Annotated in this window: 13 protein-coding genes; 8 read left to right on the top strand and 5 right to left on the bottom strand. The window is 52.3% G+C overall.

Annotated elements, in window-relative coordinates:
- Positions 1–220: 220 nt before the first annotated feature.
- Positions 221–1,639, top strand: coding sequence for a type I glutamate--ammonia ligase (gene glnA / locus DV520_RS01075; RefSeq protein ID WP_117141491.1), 1,419 nt, complete (start codon positions 221–223; stop codon positions 1,637–1,639).
- Positions 1,640–1,720: 81 nt separating this feature from the next.
- Here the strand turns inward: glnA and DV520_RS01070 are convergent, their stop codons facing one another.
- Positions 1,721–2,086, bottom strand: a complete 366-nt coding sequence (locus DV520_RS01070) for a metal-dependent transcriptional regulator (protein WP_021920590.1) — start codon at positions 2,084–2,086, stop codon at positions 1,721–1,723.
- A gap of 429 nt (positions 2,087–2,515) precedes the next feature.
- On the opposite strand from DV520_RS01070, the gene murD reads away from it, so the two are divergent.
- The 7 genes from murD (at position 2,516) to DV520_RS01035 (ending at position 10,747) form a co-directional block, all read left to right on the top strand.
- On the top strand, positions 2,516–3,901 hold the full coding sequence (murD, locus tag DV520_RS01065; protein WP_117141490.1) for a UDP-N-acetylmuramoyl-L-alanine--D-glutamate ligase: 1,386 nt from the start codon (positions 2,516–2,518) through the stop codon (positions 3,899–3,901).
- 11 nt (positions 3,902–3,912) lie between these two features.
- Positions 3,913–4,953, top strand: coding sequence for a zinc-binding metallopeptidase family protein (locus tag DV520_RS01060; RefSeq protein WP_242984612.1), 1,041 nt, complete (start codon positions 3,913–3,915; stop codon positions 4,951–4,953).
- Positions 4,943–5,971, top strand: a complete 1,029-nt coding sequence (locus DV520_RS01055; RefSeq protein WP_117141489.1) for a M42 family metallopeptidase — start codon at positions 4,943–4,945, stop codon at positions 5,969–5,971. The genes DV520_RS01060 and DV520_RS01055 overlap by 11 nt, the downstream gene beginning before the upstream one ends.
- A gap of 11 nt (positions 5,972–5,982) precedes the next feature.
- Positions 5,983–6,972 carry a M42 family metallopeptidase gene (locus DV520_RS01050; RefSeq protein ID WP_117141488.1) on the top strand — a complete coding sequence of 330 codons (990 nt, stop codon included), beginning with the start codon at positions 5,983–5,985 and terminating at the stop codon, positions 6,970–6,972.
- 22 nt (positions 6,973–6,994) lie between these two features.
- Positions 6,995–8,245, top strand: a complete 1,251-nt coding sequence (locus DV520_RS01045; protein WP_117141487.1) for a methionine gamma-lyase family protein — start codon at positions 6,995–6,997, stop codon at positions 8,243–8,245.
- 41 nt (positions 8,246–8,286) lie between these two features.
- Positions 8,287–10,290, top strand: coding sequence for an NAD-dependent DNA ligase LigA (ligA, locus tag DV520_RS01040; protein WP_117141486.1), 2,004 nt, complete (start codon positions 8,287–8,289; stop codon positions 10,288–10,290).
- Between the two features lie 127 nt (positions 10,291–10,417).
- Complete coding sequence (locus DV520_RS01035) at positions 10,418–10,747, top strand: ArsR/SmtB family transcription factor (RefSeq protein WP_021920597.1); 330 nt, start codon at positions 10,418–10,420, stop codon at positions 10,745–10,747.
- A gap of 1 nt (position 10,748) precedes the next feature.
- On the opposite strand, the gene DV520_RS01030 is transcribed toward DV520_RS01035, so the two are convergent.
- The 4 genes from DV520_RS01030 to tgt form a co-directional block, all read right to left on the bottom strand.
- Positions 10,749–11,732 (bottom strand): tyrosine recombinase XerC, encoded by a 984-nt coding sequence (locus tag DV520_RS01030; protein WP_117141484.1) that lies wholly within the window; start codon positions 11,730–11,732, stop codon positions 10,749–10,751.
- A gap of 192 nt (positions 11,733–11,924) precedes the next feature.
- Complete coding sequence (locus tag DV520_RS01025; RefSeq protein WP_021920599.1) at positions 11,925–12,530, bottom strand: hypothetical protein; 606 nt, start codon at positions 12,528–12,530, stop codon at positions 11,925–11,927.
- Between the two features lie 497 nt (positions 12,531–13,027).
- Positions 13,028–13,306, bottom strand: coding sequence for a preprotein translocase subunit YajC (gene yajC, locus DV520_RS01015; RefSeq protein WP_021920601.1), 279 nt, complete (start codon positions 13,304–13,306; stop codon positions 13,028–13,030).
- A gap of 99 nt (positions 13,307–13,405) precedes the next feature.
- On the bottom strand, positions 13,406–14,536 hold the full coding sequence (tgt, locus tag DV520_RS01010) for a tRNA guanosine(34) transglycosylase Tgt (RefSeq protein ID WP_021920602.1): 1,131 nt from the start codon (positions 14,534–14,536) through the stop codon (positions 13,406–13,408).
- Between the last annotated feature and the right edge of the window lie 158 nt (positions 14,537–14,694).

The following is a 14,694-nucleotide window of genomic DNA, read 5'->3' as shown; positions in this document are numbered from 1 at the left end:
TTTCTCCTCCTTCTAAAAGGCCAGAGATTGGGACGATATCGTTCCAATCTCTGGCCTTTTCTAATTTTATCTTATTTTTAATAACATATCATTTGGTACCCCACAGAAACATCGTTTCTTTTCTTGACATTTGTTCCAAAAATCGGTATCTTGAAAAAGTTCCAAGCGAGAATATCACCTGTAACCACTCGGGTTATTTTATCACAAAGGAGGCCCCTCCATGGGAAAGACACTGCAGGAGATTTTAGATCTTTGCCAAGAGAAAGACATTCAAATTGTCGATTTCAAAATGACTGACATTGACGGAAGATGGCGCCATCTCAGTATTCCTGTCGGCCGGCTCAACGAGGAGACTATGCAGTACGGGATTGGATTCGACGGCTCCAATTACGGCTATGCCCCGGTGGAGAGCAGCGACATGGTTTTCGTGCCCGACCTGGATTCTGCCACAGTTGATCCCTTTGCAGAGGTTCCCACCCTCACCATGATCGGAGACGTGATGATCATTGATCGTCCGGCCAACCGGCCCTTTGACCAATATCCCCGGAATGTGGCCAAACGGGCCATTGGCTATATGCAAGAGTTGGGGATCGCAGACGAGATGATCGTAGGGCCTGAATATGAATTTTATATCTTCGACCAGGTATCCTACACCACCCAGCCTCAACATGCCAGCTTCTCCATCTCCGCACGGCAGGCCGCATGGAGCACAGAAAACAACGGATATCAGGTCCCCAGAAAAGGGGGATATCACACCAGCCTTCCCATGGATGTCACACAGGACCTGCGAAACCGTATCTGTCTCCTAATGGAGGAGTGGGGTGTGAAAGTCAAATACCATCACCCGGAAGTGGGCGGCTGCGGCCAAATGGAGATTGAGGTGGAACTGGGAGAGATGACCCAGATGGCAGACAACACCATGGTCGCGAAGTACATTATCAAAAATGCCGCCGCTCAAGAAGGACGCACCGCCACCTTTCTGCCCAAGCCAGTGGCAGGGGAGGCCGGCAGCGGAATGCATGTGCATATGCACTTATTCAAAGAAGGTAAGCCCATCTTCTATGATGAAACAGGCTACGCACAGCTGAGCCAAACGGCGCTTTGGTTCATCGGCGGTATGCTGGAGCATGCGGCCTCCCTGTGTGCCATCACCAATCCCTCCACCAATTCCTATAAGAGACTGGTCCCCGGCTTTGAAGCGCCCGTCACCATCGGGTACGCCATGGCCAATCGCAGTGCTGTCGTTCGGATTCCCGCTTACGCCAAAGCCCCCAAAAACAAGCGGTTCGAGCTAAGGAACCCGGACGCCACCTGCAACCCCTATTACGCCTTCGCTGCCATTCTGATGGCGGGACTGGATGGGATTCAAAACCGCATTGATCCCCATGAAAGAGGGTGGGGGCCCTATGACTTTAACCTTTATACTCTCTCAGACCAGGAGAAAGCGCAAATTGACAGCCTGCCGAAGTCCTTGGGGGAGGCCTTGGATGCACTGGAGGCAGATCACGACTACCTAACCCAAGGCGGTGTATTTCCTCCCCGCCTGCTTGAGATTTGGATCGAAAAAAAGCGGGCAGAACTGGAAGAAATTGACCGTCAGCCCACCCCCGCAGAGTTCGCCATGTATTATGACCTGTAACTGCCTTCTCTCTCATAGGAAACCAGTATGCCAAAAAGGAACTCCGGTCTCGAAATCCGAGACCGGAGCTTTTTTCTATCATCATTCCATTCCTGCGTGCTTTTTAAGGGCCTTAAACGAGGTATCGCTGATCACGTGTTCCATTTTGCAGGCATCCTCCGTGGCAGTGGCCTCATCCACGCCCAGGGTCATTAGAAATTGTGCCAGCAAGGTGTGCTTTTCATAAATATTCTCAGCCACTGCACGCCCCTCTTCTGTCAGCTCCAGGTGTCCTCCCTTGTCCATTGTCACATAACCGCCTGACTTGAGCAGGCCAATGGCACGGCTGACACTGGGCTTAGAAAAGCCCATATATTCGCTCACATCCACAGAGCGCACATCTTTGCCGCTCTTTGAAAGGATCAGGATGGTCTCCAAGTACATTTCTCCAGATTCTTGTAAGTGCATAAAAGGGCCTCCCTTTCCGCAGAATTTTTTTATAGTTATTATATAAAATACCATAAAGGAAGAAACTTTTCAAGCGTTCTTTTTCCTTCCGTCATGACTTTGCACACCCGCTCCATTTGTACTTAAGAATCATTTAGAAAAGCTGACAAACGGGCCCTTTCCAGAACACCTGATACGGCTGTCAATTTTACAAAAAACCTTCTTTAATTTTTGCTAATTCTCCACATACTTCTCAGAGGGGAGCGCAAACCCATACTTCCTTTTCTTGTGATTCTCACAGAAGGATTTCTTGAAATTCCTACCGCTTCGGCGTATAATGAAGTGTCTATTTTTCATTTGCAACGCCAGAACACCGCGCAGCGGATTCTTTTACCGTTTTAAGTCCATAGACTGAGCAAGCTGCTCTCAATCAATTAGGAGGAAACGCACATGGCCATTACACTGCAAGACTATCTTACCTCTCTTCAGGGAAAACGCGTCGCTGTCATCGGCATTGGGGTTTCCAATACGCCGCTTATCAAGACCTTGCTTCAGGCGGGGATTTCCGTTACCGCCTGTGACAAAGCCCCCCGCACAGCATTCGGTGCCCTGGCTGACGAGTTGGAGTCCATGGGTGCAGTGCTTCATCTGGGGGATGCCTATCTGGATGGTCTCGACCAGGATGTCATTTTCCGCTCTCCGGGAATTCGTCCCGATATTCCACCGTTTCTGTCCGCCATGGAAAAGGGAAGTGCGCTAACCTCTGAAATGGAGGTTTTTTTTCAGGTCTGTCCCTGTAAAATCATCGCTGTCACTGGCAGCGACGGAAAGACCACCACAACCACCCTCATCGCCGAAATGCTGAAGAATGCCGGCTATACCGTCCATCTGGGAGGAAATATTGGAAAACCGCTCCTCTCGGAAGCCGGCAGCATATCTCCAGACGATATCGCGGTTTTGGAGCTCTCTTCTTTCCAGCTGATGACGCTCTCTGCCAGTCCGGATATTGCGGTTTTTACCAATCTGTCCCCCAACCATTTGGATATTCATAAGTCCATGGAAGAATATGCCCTGGCAAAGGAGAACATCTTCTCCCATCAGGGAGAAAATGACTTGGCCATCTTCAACCGGGACAATGACCTGACCCACGCCATGGTCTGCCGGGCGCCTGGAAGGGTCCTGCAGTTCAGCCGCCGCACCTCTTTGGAGGAGGGCGTCTTTGTCGACAACGGCACCATTGTGGTCGCACAAAATGGAAAAAAACGGCCTCTCTTCTCCACAGACCGGATTTTGATTCCCGGAGAACACAATGTGGAAAACTATCTGGCCGCCATCGCCGCCGTACAAGGGTTGGTCCCCGACGATGTGATCCTTCACACGGCAGAGACCTTCCCCGGCGTGGAGCACCGGATTGAATTGGTCCGTACTCTGCACGGCGTCCGGTATTACAACGATTCCATTGCCTCCAGCCCGACCCGCACCATTGCCGGTCTCCGTTCCTTCCCCCAAAAGGTCATCCTCATTGCCGGCGGCTATGACAAAAAGATTCCCTTTGATGTACTGGGTCAGGCGGTGCAAGACCATGTGAAAACCTTGATTCTAACGGGTCATACAGCAGATAAAATCCGTCAGGCTGTACTCTCTTCACAAGGGTATCAGAAGGGCCAGCCTACCATTGTCATGGAAGAGGATTTCTCTCAGGCCGTGCTGACAGCCTCCCGTATGGCGGAAGATGGGGATGTGGTTCTGCTCTCTCCAGCCTGTGCCTCCTTTGACCACTTCAAAAACTTTGCCCAGCGCGGCCAAACCTTCAAGGCCATCGTCAATGGGCTGTGAGGGAGGTTCCCATGGATATTCAAGCAAGCTTAGAAGCACTTTGCAGCTGCCCCGGCCCCTCTGGAAGGGAGGACGCCGTGGCCAGCCAAGCGATGGAACTGCTACGTCCCCTGATGGATGAAGTGAAGAAAGATCGTTTCGGAAATGTGATTGGGATTCGGCGTTGCGGCACGGAAAACGCCAAACGGGTGGTGCTGGACGCCCACTTGGATGAGGTTGGCCTGGTGATCACCGGCGCCAAAGACGGCTTTCTCCGCTTTCGCCCTGTTGGTGGGGTAGACCCTCGGATGCTTCCCAACCGGGAAGTCATCATCCTCTCCCAGCCCCCCCAGTTTGGTCTTGTGGCTGTCCTGCCTCCCCATGTTCAAAAGGCAGGCGACTCCAACCGGAGCACTCCATTGTCGGGTCTGTATATTGACGCCGGACTGACCCAGAAAGAGGGGGAAGCTCTGGTGGGAACCTTTGTTGTGCCCAGAGAACCTTTTCGCGCCCTTCTGGGACGCCGCGTCAGCAGCAAAGCATTGGATGACCGTGCGGGCTTTGTCACTCTTCTGCGGGCCGCTGAACTGCTTCGGGACACCCCTTTGGATGTCGATCTGTATCTTATGGGCAGCAGCCGAGAGGAAACCAACGGCGGCGGGGCCGTGGTCGGCGCCTTTTCTCTTGCGCCCCACTGTTTTATCGCCGTGGATGTCACCCACGCCCGTACCCCCGATTCTCCCAAGGAAGAAACTTTTCCCGCTGGCGGGGGAACAGTCATTGGCATCGGCCCCAATATGACCCGTTGGATGACAGACCGTCTCATCACAAAAGCAGAGGCGCGGGGCATTCCCTGGTCCCCTGAAGTGATGACCGGGCACAGTGGAACCAACGCCTGGCGGGTACAGGTTGCCCGAGAGGGTATCGCCACAGCAGTGGTCTCCCTCCCGCTGAAATATATGCACAGCCCGGTAGAAACCCTGGACCTGGATGACTTAGAGCACTCCGCCGCCCTGCTGGCTGCTTTCGTCCAGGACCTGGCACGAGAAGGAGGGGAATTTCTTGCTGACTGAGACCTTGAAAGAGCTCTGTGCCCTCCCCGGTGTGTCCAGCTGTGAAGACGCCGTACGGGATTACATCCGCGCAATCACCGCCCCCTACGCTGACCGGTCCTATACAGACACCCTGGGTAATTTAATTATTGAGAAAAAAGGGGTAAGCCCTGGCACAAAAAAAGTGATGTTGGCCGCCCACATGGACGAAGTTGGGCTGATGGTCCACACCATTACAGAGGACGGATACCTCAAATTCCGTCCGGTCGGTGGAATCGACCGCCGTGTTCTGCTCGGAAAACCGGTCCTGGTGGGAAAGCAGAAACTGCCCGGGGTCATTGGCCTAAAAGCATACCATCTGACCAGCGGGGAAGAGGCAAGATCCATCCCTAAGCTGACGGAGTTTTACATTGACATCGGGGCTGACAGCAGGGAAGAGGCCCTCCGCCATGTCTCCCCCGGAGATATCGTGTGTTTCGACACAGATATCTTAGAATTTGGCCATGGCTTTCTGAAAGCTAAAGCCATTGATGACCGCATCGGCTGCACTGTTATGGTAGAGCTTTTGAAAGAACCTCTTCCCATGGACTGTACCTTTGTATTTACCGTGCAAGAAGAAGTTGGAACCAGAGGGGCTTTTGGGGCCGCCTTTTCTGTCACCCCTGACATTGCCCTGATTTTAGAGGGAACCACCGCCGCCGACCTGCCGGAGATGGAGAGTCACCAGAAGGTATGCCTGCCTGGAAAGGGGCCTGTGGTTCCCTATATGGATGGGGGCACCGTTTATGACCGAGAACTATTTGAGCTTCTCCGCACCTTAGCAGAACGCGGCCACATTCCCTGGCAAACCAAAGAATTTCTCTCCGGTGGAACTGACGCCTCTGCCATACAGCGTACCAAGGAAGGGGTGCGGGTGGCGGCCATTTCCGCCGCTGTGCGGTATCTTCACACCCCCTCCAGTGTCGCTTCCCTGGAGGACTGCCAGAACATCCTCATTCTGGCCCGCCGCTTTTTACAGGCCGTAGCCACAATGGAATAAGGAGAAAATATATGGACTATCTTTCTGTTATTGAAATGCTCAACGCTTGCCATGGGCCATCAGGAGATGAACGGCAGATCGCCACCACCTTAAAGCGTCTGGCGGAACCATACGCCGATACGTGCCACATCGACACCCTGGGCAATCTCATTGTCCATAAAAAAGGTCCCGGACCCAAGGTCATGTTTGCCGCGCATATGGATTCCATCGGCCTGATTGTCACGCACATCCACAAAGAGGGCTATCTCTCCTTTGGAAAATTGGGGGGCGTCCATCCGGAAAGTATCCTGCACACACCATTCCGTTTCAAAAACGGCGTGTGCGGCGTGGTCGCACTCCGTCCTGGTGTCTCTCTCAAAGACATGACGATCCAAGACCTGTACTTAGACATTGGCGCCAAAAACGAAGCGCATGCCCGCCGCCTGGTTCAGGTAGGGGATACCGCTGTTTCCCGGATGCCCTCCTTTACCACAGAGACCAAGTTAGTCTCTCCCTATCTGGACAATCGAATTTCCTGTGCCGCCATGCTGGATGCTTTGAGCCATATCCGGGCGTACACCAACGACTTGTACTTTGTCTTTACTGTACAGGAAGAATTGGGGCTCCGCGGAAGCAAGCCCGCTGCCTACTCCATTGATCCTGACTACGGCATTGCTGTGGATGTCACAGTCGGAGAGACCTGGGATGATCCCCAAAAGGGAAGCTCTATCCTGGGCGACGGAGCCGCGGTGAAGATTATGGACAGTTCCGTAATTTGTCATCCAGATGTCATAAAACTCCTTGAAACACTTGCTATGGAAAGTAAAATCCCTTTCCAGCGTGATGTCATCGTTTCCGGCGGAACAGATGCCGGCTCGATCCATGTTGCACGGGAGGGTGTCCGCACTGGCGGCATCTCCATTCCCTGTCGGTACCTCCACTCTCCCGTGGAGATGGTAGACCTGTCCGACGTCACTGCCACCGTGCGTCTTATGACAGCGTTCGCCCAGAAAAAACTATAAATTTCAAAGGATGTAATGTAAAATGCCTTTACAGATAAGCGACCGCGTTCGTGCGTTAGGTGCACAAGCACAGGACGCATTGTCAGAGCAGTTTGCCCGCATTGACGCCATCGCGGAATACAATACACAAAAAGTTCTCTCCGCCTTCCAAACACACAAAGTGGCGGAATCTATGTTCCAGGGAACCACTGGCTACGGTTATGATGACCTTGGCCGGGAAACCCTCGGGGCCATCTACGCCGATCTTTTTGGCGCAGAGGACGCCATGGTTCGTATCAACTTTGTCAACGGAACCCATGCAATCTCGTCTGCTCTATACGGGGTTCTGCGCCCGGGGGATGTGCTGGTCTCCGCCATTGGTGCCCCTTATGATACCTTGCAAGGCGTCATTGGGATCACTGGAGATGGCAACGGTTCTCTCAAAGAATTCGGGATCACCTACCGCCAGGTGGATTTGACCCCGGAAAACACCCCTGACTTGCCTGGGATTGCCCAGGCAGTCCAGGACCCTGCAGTAAAAGCAGTTCTTATCCAACGTTCCCGCGGATACGCCACTCGGGCCTCCCTCTCTGTGGCACGCATCGGAGAAATCTGCCAAGTCATCCGGTCCCACAACCCCCATGTCTACATTTTAGTAGACAACTGCTACGGCGAATTTGTGGAGACCACCGAGCCCACACAAGTCGGCGCCGACTTGATTATGGGGTCACTCATTAAAAATCCGGGCGGCGGTCTGGCTCCTATGGGAGGATATGTAGCCGGGCGCCGGGATTTGGTAGAATGCGCCGCCACGCGGATGACAGTACCCGGGATTGGCCGGGAATGTGGTGCCTCGTTGGGGAACAACCGTGCGCTTTATCAAGGGCTCTTCCTGGCCCCGCACACGGTGGCACAGGCCACCAAAACTGCGGTGTTTGCCGCCAAGGTCATGGAATTGCTGGGCTACCGTACTGATCCTATGTCTCAGGAGATCCGCCACGACATTATCCAAATGATCCACTTGGAAACCCCGGAAGCAGTGGAACGGTTCTGCCATGGCATTCAGTCCGGCGCACCTGTAGACTCCTATGTTACGCCCGTTCCCTGGGATATGCCCGGTTACGATTGCCCGGTCATCATGGCCGCCGGTGCTTTCATTCAGGGCGCTTCCATTGAACTGTCCGCTGATGCCCCCATGCGCCCTCCTTACACAGTCTATTTGCAGGGCGGCCTGACCTATGAATCTGGAAAATTAGGCATTCTACTGGCTGCGGACGCGCTTTTGCGGAAATAATAAATAATATCGGTATACTGTTGCAAAGGAGACCTTGGACCATGGACGCATCCAAACGAGCAGAGGAGCTTCGCGCCCTGTTGAATCACCACAGTAACCTCTATTACAATGAAGATGCCCCCACCATTTCAGACCAGGAATACGACGCTCTCATGCGGGAGCTTAAGATGCTCGAGTCCTCCCATCCCGAACTGATCGTCCCGGATTCTCCCACCCAAAAGGTGGGGGGAACCGCCAAACGGACGGCTGGTGTCCTGGTCGCCCACCGGGTTCCCATGCTGTCGATGCAGGATCTTTTTACCCGAGAAGAGGTTGACCATTTCATGGACGATTGCCGGGAGAAGTTAGGGGAGGGGATCACCTTTTTGGTCGAGACCAAAATTGACGGTCTCTCCATGGCATTGCGCTATGAAGACGGAAAATTGGTCACGGCCATCACCCGGGGGGATGGCAGAAATTTCGGTGAGGATGTCACCGCCAACGCCAAAGTCATTGACGATGTCGCCGTCACCCTCCGGCATCCCATTGCCTATTTGGAGCTGCGGGGAGAGGTCTATATGACCAATGCCGCCTTTGAAGCCGTCAACGAGAAGCAGGAGTTATTGGGGAAAAAGCCATTTGCCAATCCCCGCAACTGTGCCGCCGGCACCCTGCGCCAGCTGGACGCCTCTATTACCAAAGAACGGCATCTCTCCTTTTTTGTGTTCAATATTCAGGATATCCAGGGAAAGGACCTATCCACCCACCAGGAGGCTTACGAGTTTCTGGAGGACTGCGGTGTTACCGTCATTGCCCACCGCTTTGTCTGCAAAACCTCAGAAGAAGTCTGGCGGGCCATTGAAGCCATTGGGGATATGCGGGGTACCTTACCTTATGATATTGACGGTGCCGTGGTCAAGGTCAACGAACTCGCTTTACGGGCGCAGCTGAAAGACACCGCCAAAAATGCGGGGTATCAAGTCGCCTATAAATACCCTCCAGAACGGAAAGAAACCAGGCTGCGGCAAATTGAACTGTCCGTCGGCAGAACCGGAAAAATCACGCCTACCGCTGTGTTTGATCCTGTTCGCCTGTGCGGTACCACAGTTTCCCGATGTACGCTCCACAACCAGGATTTTATCTCCAGCCTGGACATCCGCCTGGGTTCCACCTTGCTCATTGAAAAATCCGGCGAAGTGATCCCCAAATGCGTGGGGGTAGTCCCGGATAAACAGCCCGCTGCGGCTCGTCCGTTCCAAATTCCCATGGTTTGCCCTGTATGTGGGAAACCCGCTGTCCGGGAAGCCACCGCAGACATCAAATGTGTTAACCTTAACTGCCCTGCCCAGCTGGAACGGCTGATTGGTCACTTTGTCGGCCGCAGTGCCATGGATATCAAAGGGTTTGGTGTGGTCTATATTCACGATCTCATTGAGAAAGGATATCTTACCGATGTGGCAGATATCTTCACCCTCTCTCAGCACCGGGAGGAGCTGATTGAACAGGGGATCATTGGCAAGGAGAAAAACACCGACAAACTCTTGGGAAATATTGAAAAAGCCAAACGAAACTCACCAGATCGCCTTCTGACAGGCCTTGGAATCTCCAATGTGGGGAAATCCGCCGCCCAGGTCCTCATGAATCACTTTGGCTCCTTTGACGCACTCTCTCACGCGCAGGAAGAAGATTTGATGGCTGTGGACGACATTGGCCCAATCTCTGCCCAGTGCGTCTATGCATACTTCCGAGAAGCGCACAACCAAAAGGTTCTGCAAAAGTTAAAGGACGCCGGTGTCAATATGGAGCAGGATATTGTAACGCTTCCCCAGGAGGACCTGTCCCTTTCCGGGCAGACCGTTGTCATCTCTGGAACACTGCCAGATATGAGCCGGGAAGAAGCCACGCAGCTGATCCAGAGCCACGGGGGAAAGGTAACCAGCAGCGTCTCCAAAAAAACTGCTTTCTTACTGGCGGGGGACAATGCCGGCAGCAAATTGACCAAGGCAGAATCCTTAGGCATTCCAGTTCTCAGCTTATCCGAGCTCCAGGAAAAACTGCAGGCATGAGAAAAGAAATCCGTATGTTCCCCGGAAAACATACGGATTTCTCTCTCATTCTTGACTTTTTTTCCATTGGGTATATACTATCCATCATTGAGCAATCATTCAATCAATGGTAGAGGAGGGTTCCACTGTGCACCACCATGATCTCACCTCCGTCCCGTTGCCGGAGCAGTTGTCGCCCAATGCGGAACTTCTGGATGACTTGGCAGAGCTCTATAAAATTTTTGGGGATAGCACCCGAATCAAAATTCTCTACACCCTCTTTACAGAAGAGCGGGGCGTAGGGGATATTGCGCGGCTGCTCGGCATGACCATGTCCGCCATCTCGCACCAGCTCCGGATTCTAAAGCAGGCCCGGCTGGTAAAGCCCCGTCGAGAAGGGAAGATGGTATATTATGCCCTGGCAGATGACCACGTTCGAACTATTTTTGCCCAGGGCTTGGATCACATTCTGGAATAAGTTACTCCTCTCGCTTCTTCACGCGGGACAGGGGATTGGCTTCCACAGCCTGCTTCATATTGGCATCTGATATATGGGTGTAAATCTGTGTTGTCCCCAAATTCTCATGGCCTAAAACGTCCTGAAGGGTCCGAATGTCCACACCGTGGTTCAGCATCAGTGTAGCTGCTGTGTGGCGCAGTTTATGCGGTGAATATTTGGGGTCCAACCCCGCCTGCCGCACCGCTTTCTGTACAATATTCTCTACGGCTCGGGTGGTAAGCCGTGTTTTATTGCGGGAGACAAACAATGCGTTTTTATGGCGGAACTCCTCCTTCGGCTCTGGACGAACCACCAAATAGGCTTGTATGGCATCTAAACATGCTTCATTGAGGTAGAGCTGCCGTTCCTTGTTTCCTTTTCCTAACACTCGAACCGTGTCCTCTCGAATATCCTGTACATTCAAACCCACCAGTTCTCCTACACGCAGGCCACAGTTGAGAAACAGAGTAAGGATACAGTAGTCCCGAACCTCATTGGGGCCGGATACGGCCTCCAGCAACTGAATGCTTTCTGACAGGGATAAATAGCGGGGCAGTGTTTTCCTTAGCTTCGGATTATTCAAAGACTGGGTGGGGTCCTGTTCCATTTGATGGGCATGGACGCAGAGATAGTGATAGAAGGATCGAATGGACGCGCATTTTCTCGCTCTTGTAGAAGATTCCGCTTTTCCAGCTGGAGCGCCGCCGGAGAGAAAGGTTAAAAAACCATAGATTTCTGACAGCTGCGTCTGAGAGACAAATTCCAAGTCCACATCTAAAATTGAAATTTCCGAAAACGGCGTTTGGGCCAATGCAGGGTTCCGCCGTACTTTTAGATAACGAAAGAAGCTGCGTAGATCCAAAAAATACTCATCCACTGTTTTGGCGGAATGGGAGAGGATAGACGCATGGTAATTCAAAAACTCCTGTAAAATGGGAGGTGACTCCTGCCAATACTTTGCCATAGATTTGCGTTCCTTTCTCTCACGTCTTTAACTTCGCAAAATCTACATTATGCGAAGTTATTTTCTTAAAAAGCATGCTCCCTTTTGGGAGCACACCATCATAAGGAATAGATTTATTATATACTTCTCTTTTCCAAAATACAAGAGGAACTGGAAAGGAATACACATCTTTTCAGACAGAGCTCCGCACATTTAGCCAGAGACCATGGTCAATGCTTTCAGCAGAATCCCCAGGAGCTTAGGAACCACTGCCTGATCCAAAAACACGCAGAGTGCCAAAACCAGCAGGCTGGCTACCATACGGCGGAAAAACGGAATGCCCTTCGGCTGACTTTCCGCCTTCCGCAGCAGACCTGTGGTTCCCAGCACAAATAGTACCGGCACAGCCAACAGACAGGTTGGCCCAAACACCACACCAGCACACAGAACACCAGAGAGCCCCATTCCCTCCATCAAAGCCACAATGCCATAGGAGAGGAAAAAGCCTCGGAGAAAAAACACCACTGGGATTGTCACACCGGCCAGTGGCAACTGGCTCAACAGGATCACCGCCACGGGCCAGCGGAATACGATCCAAACTTCACGCCACAGAGACGGCGCAATGGACATTTGTGCTGCCTGCTGGAAAAACTGACCGATATAATGCTCTGTGGACAGTTTTCCCTCCAGCAGGCACCCCAATACGCCCCCGACCAAGAATCCAACGGAAAGAATCAACAGTACTGTGTCTCGATTTTTTTGTTCCGTTTCTTTTTTCCGGTCCAAAGCCCGCTCCGCTTTTTTTGCAATCTTCATCATTTTTTATCGCTTCTTTTTCTTCCGCTTCTTCTTCCCCATTAGCCCAGCCAAACAGCCTCCAGCCAATGTCATCAGTAGGATTCCCACAAACTGCCCATGAAACCCCTCGGTTCCAGTGGTTCCCAGGCAGACCAATCCCAAGATGAGGCAAAGAAGGCCTCCTGCTGCGCTTCCCATGGGCAGGGATCCCCCACTTCCCCTGTTCACCGCAACTCGGCCTCCCACCAAGGCGCAAAGCCCCGCCGCAATGGTCAGACTCATTCCCGCAATGGAGACAGGTAAAACACCGCTCCAAATCAGGCCCGCCGCCAGCAGAGTCAGCAGCAGAAGCAAAACCAATCCTGTCCCCGTTCCCAGTAAAACAGGTAAGACATTTCCTGTCGTCTTCCCCTCTTTTTTGGCGGTTTCTTCCCCGTTTTTAACCATAAAAATCCCTCCCCGAAGAGAATCTGTGATGGATTCTATGCGGGGAGGGAGCGTTCTATGCTGTGATTCTTTTACTGCTGGGCCTGGTCAACCGCCACGCCCTTGTTCATAATGGCCCAGTTCGCATACTCCAGACGAACACGGTCTGCGCCGGTCTCAATGACAATCGTCTTTTCTTTCACGGCACAGATATTTCCAACAATGCCGTCAATCATGGTGACTGCGTCACCAGGTGCCAGAGATCGCTTCATCGCCTCCATCTCTTTCTTCCGCTGCTTCTCAGGGCGCATTTTCAAGAAATAGAAAATAACGATATAGAAAACAATGAGGACGATAATCAAAATTTCCAAGGTGATTCCCTCCGCTGTAAAAATAAACTTTCTCTTTATTATAGAAGAGTTTTCTCCATTTGACAAGTATTTTTTTGTTTCCCTGTTACTTTTTCTATATTACATTCGTGCGCCTAATTTTTCTCTGTATTCCCGATAGAAAGCTTCAAAAGTACCTTCCTCCAGCGCCAGGCGAATCCTGTCCATCAGTGCATTGTAAAAATACAAATTATGAAGAACGGCCAGCCGCATGGCCAGCATCTCCCCTGCTGCAAACAGGTGGCGGAGGTAAGCCCTGGAAAAAGACCGGCAGACAGGACAGCGGCATGCCGGGTCAATGGGTTGTTCATCCCGCTTGTACTTCTCATTTTTGATGTTCATGGCTCCGTTCCAAGTGTACAGCTTTCCATGCCGTGCGTTTCTGGCTGGAAGCACGCAGTCAAACATGTCAACGCCCCGGGCCACGCCTTCCAGAATATTCACCGGGGTTCCCACCCCCATCAAATACCGTGGTTTCTCCGCAGGCATATAGGGTTCTACGGCCTCGATGATTTCATACATGGTCTCCGCCGGCTCCCCCACCGCCAAGCCTCCAATGGCATATCCATCGCAGTCTAAAGAGGCAATCTGCTGCATGTGCCAGACGCGCAGGTCCGGGAGGATCCCTCCCTGATTGATGCCAAACAGCATCTGCTGCGGGTTGACCCCATCTGCCAGCTGCTTGAGACGCGCATGCTCCGTTTTGCATCGCTCCAGCCAACGAAAGGTTCGTTCACAGGACTGTTTCACATACGCATAGGGCGCAGGATTCTCCACACACTCATCAAACGCCATGGCAATGTCCGAACCCAGGTTCCATTGAATCTGTATACTCTCCTCCGGCCCCATAAAGATACGGCGCCCATCAATGTGGGAGGCAAAGGTGACCCCTTCCTCCTGAATCTTCCGCCTCCCGGACAGAGAAAAGACTTGGAACCCCCCACTGTCTGTGAGAATCGGGCCGTCCCAACGCATAAAGCGGTGAAGCCCCCCCATCTCCTTCACCAGTTCATCCCCTGGGCGCAAATGGAGATGATACGTATTGGAGAGCTCAATCTGACAGCCAATTTCCCGCAGATCCTGAGCAGACACCGCGCCTTTAATTGCCCCTTGCGTTCCCACGTTCATAAACACGGGCGTTTGCGCGGTGCCATGGGCACAGGTCAATTGCCCGCGTCGGGCGCGGCCTTCGGTTTTCAACAGCGTAAACAACGCAGAATCCTCCTTGTTTTACAAAATGAACATGGCCTTTTGGAAAAAATGAGCGGTGCAAGGGCTCTTCCCCTACACCGCATTTACTTATTTATAATAGCAAACTTTTTTCTGAAAGTCAATATGAAAATAAAGCATCAACACGCTTTGTGATGTTA

Origin of the sequence: Evtepia gabavorous (assembly GCF_003425665.1) — a bacterium.
In the GTDB taxonomy this organism is placed as follows: Bacteria; Bacillota; Clostridia; order Oscillospirales; family Oscillospiraceae; genus Evtepia; species Evtepia gabavorous.
This window is presented reverse-complemented; position numbering and strand designations above follow the sequence as displayed.

Excerpts from the sequence above, each read along its gene's own strand:
- ligA (WP_117141486.1), top strand. The coding sequence starts at position 8,287 with ATGGACGCATCCAAACGAGCAGAGGAGCTTCGCGCCCTGTTGAATCAC.
- DV520_RS01070 (WP_021920590.1), bottom strand. The coding sequence starts at position 2,086 with ATGCACTTACAAGAATCTGGAGAAATGTACTTGGAGACCATCCTGATC.
- DV520_RS01025 (WP_021920599.1), bottom strand. The coding sequence starts at position 12,530 with ATGATGAAGATTGCAAAAAAAGCGGAGCGGGCTTTGGACCGGAAAAAA.
- murD (WP_117141490.1), top strand. The coding sequence starts at position 2,516 with ATGGCCATTACACTGCAAGACTATCTTACCTCTCTTCAGGGAAAACGC.
- DV520_RS01050 (WP_117141488.1), top strand. The coding sequence starts at position 5,983 with ATGGACTATCTTTCTGTTATTGAAATGCTCAACGCTTGCCATGGGCCA.
- DV520_RS01060 (WP_242984612.1), top strand. The coding sequence starts at position 3,913 with ATGGATATTCAAGCAAGCTTAGAAGCACTTTGCAGCTGCCCCGGCCCC.
- DV520_RS01030 (WP_117141484.1), bottom strand. The coding sequence starts at position 11,732 with ATGGCAAAGTATTGGCAGGAGTCACCTCCCATTTTACAGGAGTTTTTG.
- glnA (WP_117141491.1), top strand. The coding sequence starts at position 221 with ATGGGAAAGACACTGCAGGAGATTTTAGATCTTTGCCAAGAGAAAGAC.
- DV520_RS01045 (WP_117141487.1), top strand. The coding sequence starts at position 6,995 with ATGCCTTTACAGATAAGCGACCGCGTTCGTGCGTTAGGTGCACAAGCA.